3 protein-coding genes are annotated in these 4,116 nt (G+C 66.0%); all 3 read left to right on the top strand.

Going from position 1 to position 4,116, the window contains the following annotated elements; all coding sequences use genetic code 11:
- The first annotated feature begins 43 nt into the window (after nucleotides 1–43).
- The 3 genes from DBR10_RS10475 (at nucleotide 44) to DBR10_RS10485 (ending at nucleotide 3,876) form a co-directional block, all read left to right on the top strand.
- Nucleotides 44–1,294: an OprO/OprP family phosphate-selective porin gene (locus tag DBR10_RS10475; RefSeq protein WP_108505554.1), complete on the top strand. Its 1,251-nt coding sequence runs from the start codon at nucleotides 44–46 to the stop codon at nucleotides 1,292–1,294.
- Nucleotides 1,295–1,369: 75 nt separating this feature from the next.
- On the top strand, nucleotides 1,370–2,413 hold the full coding sequence (locus tag DBR10_RS10480; protein WP_108505555.1) for a substrate-binding domain-containing protein: 1,044 nt from the start codon (nucleotides 1,370–1,372) through the stop codon (nucleotides 2,411–2,413).
- A gap of 155 nt (nucleotides 2,414–2,568) precedes the next feature.
- Nucleotides 2,569–3,876, top strand: coding sequence for a hemolysin family protein (locus tag DBR10_RS10485; protein WP_108505556.1), 1,308 nt, complete (start codon nucleotides 2,569–2,571; stop codon nucleotides 3,874–3,876).
- Nucleotides 3,877–4,116: the final 240 nt, after the last annotated feature.

Below are 4,116 nucleotides of genomic sequence, written 5' to 3' on the forward strand. Positions count from 1 at the left end.
AAGGGGGCGAGAGGCCAGGGGCAGCCTTAAGGGGAATTCTACAATGCGGAACAAGACCTCGCTGGTCGGCGGGTCGGCGCTGGGCGTGATGCTCGCGCTCGGCCTGGGCGTCACGGCTCATGCGCAAGACACCACCGTGGCCTGGAAGGGCGCGCCCCAGTGGACGAACGATGACGTCTATTTCAAGGTCCGTGGCCGGATCCTGCTCGACGCCGTTTTCCAGGACGTGACCCGTGCGGGTCCCGGCGGTGATTTCCAGACCCGCAACACCCGCGGTCGTCAGGCTTTCCTCGGTATCGAGGGCAAGCTGAACAACTACATCGCCTACAAGGCTGAAGGCGGCGCCGTGAACGGCGGGGCCTGGGGCTGGGATGACGTGGTCATCGAGTACAAGCCCACCGAAGACACCAGCCTCCTGTTCGGCAACATCAAGGTCGCCGGCCTCGAAAACCTGACATCGACCCGCTTCACCACCTTCATGGACCGTGGTCCGTACGGTGACTTCGGCGTCGACAGCTACCAGCTGGGCGTCGTGGCCAAGAAGTTCGGCCCGGACTACAGCTTCACCCTGGGCGTCCAGGGCGCGAGCATCAACAGCGCCGACGTTTCGAACGCCAGCGCCGACTCCAAGGAACGCCTGGTCATCACCGGCCGTGCGCACTGGGCTCCGATCTCGACCGACGCTGACAAGGTGCACGTCGCGGCTTCGTATCGCTACCGCAACCGCGGTGACGAAGGCACGTTCGCCTATACCGGCCGTACCAACACCGCCTACAGCAACGCCACCTTCTACACGACCGGTGGCATCGGCAACCGCGACGCCACCGTGGCCGTCGAAGGTGCCTGGATGCACGGACCGCTGTCGGTCCAGGCTGAATACTCCAACATCGACGTGACCCGCGCCGGCACCGCCGGCAGCAATCCGACCATCAAGGTCGGTTATGCCTTCGTCAGCTTCTGGCCGACGGGCGAGACCCGCAACTACGATCAGGTCGCCGGCGAATTCAAGCGTCCGAAGATCCTGAACCCGATCAATGCCGGCGGCTTCGGCGGCGTCGAACTGGCCCTGCGCTATGACTTCGCTGACCTGACCGACGCCTACAGCACCCTGAAGACCAAGCCCGCCACGTCGCAAGCCGGCGAATACACCGGCTGGACCCTGGGCGCGAACTACTACCCCACCTCGTATGTCCGCTTCCAGGCCAACTACACCGACGGCAAGGCTGACAACTACGGCGTGAACCAGGACTTCGACGTCAAGCAATTTCAGCTGCGCGCGCAACTGGACTTCTAAGTCGTACGGGCCGGCTCCCCGTGGAGCCGGCCCGGCCAAACCCTTCAAGCTCCCACGACTCCCTGGAGTTCTCCCATGAAGAAGCTGCTTTCCTGCGCGGCCGCCGCCATCGCCCTGTCGGGCATGGCCGCCGCCCCCGCCTATGCCGCCCGCGACTACGTCTGGGCCGCCGGCTCCTCGACCGTTTTCCCCTTCTCGACCCGCGTGGCCGAGAACTACGCCAAGAAGACCGGCAAGAAGGCCCCCAAGGTCGAATCGCTGGGCACCGGCGGCGGCATCAAGCTGTTCTGCTCGGGTTCGGGCGAAGGCTTCCCTGACATCGCCAACGCCTCGCGTCCGATGAAGAAGTCCGAGTTCGATGCCTGCGCCGCCAAGGGCGTCAAGGACATCATCCAGATCAAGATCGGCTTCGACGGCATCGTCATCGCCACCGACAAGGACGGCGCGGACTACAACTTCAAGACCGAGAACCTGTACCTGGGCCTGTCGGCCAACGTCTACAAGAACGGCCAGTGGGTGAAGAACACCTCCAACAGCTGGGATGACGTCGGTGCCGGCCTGCCGGGCAACCGCATCCAGGTCTATGGCCCGCCGCCCACCTCGGGCACCCGCGACGCCTTCGTCGAACTGGCCATCGAGGCCGGCGCCCGCAAGTTCCCGTCGATCGACGCGATCCGCTCGGACAACGAAAAGCTGTTCAAGTCCAAGGTTGACCCGCTGCGCGCGGACGGCTGGATCGACGCCGGTGAGAACGACAACGCCATCGTCGGCACCCTGACCAAGACCCCCGGTTCGCTGGGCGTCTTCGGCTGGTCGTTCCTCGAAGAGAACATGGACAAGGTGAAGGGCGCCTCGGTCAACGGCGTGAAGCCGTCGGCCCAGACGATCTCGGACGGCTCCTACCCGCTGTCGCGCTCGCTCTACATCTACGTCAAGAAGGCCAACCTCGGCGTCACGCCGGGCCTCGAAGACTTCGTGAAGGAGTTCACCTCGGACGCCGCCACGGGTCGTGGTGGCTACCTGCAGGGCCGCGGTCTGATCCCGCTGCCCCCCGGCCAGCACGAAAAGAACAAGGAAGTCATCAAGGCCAAGACCACCATGGCCCGTCCGGCCGCCTAAACGGTCGAAACGGACTTCAATTGAGCTACCGCGCCGCGGCCCTATGGGCCGCGGCGTTTTATTTTGTATAGTGTCCCTGCGGTTCGCCCTCGCCGCATCAAGAAAGCCGGGGTCGCGGTCGCCGTCCGGTGCCGTGTCATCGACCCAGTAGGGCCATGATCCTCCTCGCGCTCGCCGTCGTCTTCTTTCTCGTTCTTCTGAACGGGATCTTCTCCATGTCCGAACTTGCGGTGGTCTCGGCCCGTCGGGCCCGCCTGCAGACCTTTGCCGATCGCGGCGATAAGGGGGCCCGTCTGGCCCTGGCCATGGCCGAGCATCCGACGCGTTTCCTGTCGGCCGTGCAGGTGGGGATCACCCTGATCGGCATTCTGGCCGGCGCCTACGGCCAGGCCACCATCGCTGCGGCGCTGGACGTCTGGCTGGAGCCCTTCCCGGTGATCGGGCCCCATTCCGAGGCCATCGCCACTACGGTCGTCGTCATCGGCCTGACCTATGTCTCGGTGATTCTCGGCGAGCTGGTGCCCAAGCGCCTGGCCCTGCTGTTCCCCGACGCGATCGCCCGGCGCATGTCGCCCTTCCTGGCCGTCGTCGCCGCTGTCCTGCGGCCGTTCGTGACCATCCTGACCGTCTCGACCGCCGGCATCCTCAAGCTGATGGGCGTGCGTGACGAGCGGACCAACGACATGACCGCCGAAGAGGTCGAGACCGTGCTGGCCGAGGGTGCCGATGCCGGCCTGATCGAGCCGGAAGAGCGCTCGATGATCCAGGAGGTCCTGCGCCTGGGCGACCGGCCCGTGCGCGTGGCCATGACTCCGCGCCGCGACCTGTTCTGGATCTCGCTGGCCGACACGCCCGAGGAGATCCTGCGGGAGATCCGCGGCTGCCCCTATTCGCGCATCGTGGTCGCCACCGATGATGATCTCGACGGCGAGATCGGCGTGGTCCTCAAGAAGGACCTGCTGGACGCCTGCCTCGGCGGCGGTCCGATCGACGTGGCCGCTCACGTGCAGCAGCCGATCGCCATTCCCGAGACCATGTCCCTGCTGCGGGCCATGGCGGTGTTCAAGCAGACCCCGCTGCACATGGCCCTGGTGGTCGACGAGTTCGGCTCGGTGCAGGGGGTGATCACGCCGCTGGACCTGCTGGAGATGATCGCCGGTGACTTCCCGGAAAATCACGACGAGACCGAGACCCGCATCCTGCGCCGCGATGACGGCTCGTGGCTGGTCGATGCCCGCCTCGACATCCAGGAACTGAACGACGCCCTGGGCGAGGCCTTCGAGGCCGAGGGCGGCTATCACACCGTGGCCGGCCTGATCCTCGATCGCCTCGGCCGTATCCCGCGCGAGGGCGAGATCCTCGAACTGGGCCCGTTCGACGTCGAGATCGTCGACATGGACGCCTCGCGCATCGACAAGGTCATCCTCAAGCCCAGCCGCCGCAAGGACGACGACGAGGACTAGAGGGGGAGCGTGCCGGGCAAACCGGCCGACGCCGCTGGCCCCCTCCTGACCGGCTTCGCCGGTCGTCCTCCCCCCGGCGGGGGCGGATGATCTCATCTTCCCCCTCCGGGGGAAGACGGCTGCGTAGCAGCCCGTAGGGGGCAAGTGTCTCACACTTCCACCGTCATTCCCGCCCTTGTGGCGGGAACCCCTGGTTCAGCTGAACCGTGAAATGCCGGCGAAGTGCGCGCGCACTTCGCC

Origin of the sequence: Caulobacter sp. HMWF025, assembly GCF_003060965.1 — a bacterium.
Classification (GTDB): Bacteria; Pseudomonadota; Alphaproteobacteria; order Caulobacterales; family Caulobacteraceae; genus Caulobacter.

Bases quoted from the DNA above. Each gene is read 5' to 3' on its own strand.
- DBR10_RS10475 (WP_108505554.1), top strand. From the start codon at position 44: ATGCGGAACAAGACCTCGCTGGTCGGCGGGTCGGCGCTGGGCGTGATG.
- DBR10_RS10480 (WP_108505555.1), top strand. From the start codon at position 1,370: ATGAAGAAGCTGCTTTCCTGCGCGGCCGCCGCCATCGCCCTGTCGGGC.
- DBR10_RS10485 (WP_108505556.1), top strand. From the start codon at position 2,569: ATGATCCTCCTCGCGCTCGCCGTCGTCTTCTTTCTCGTTCTTCTGAAC.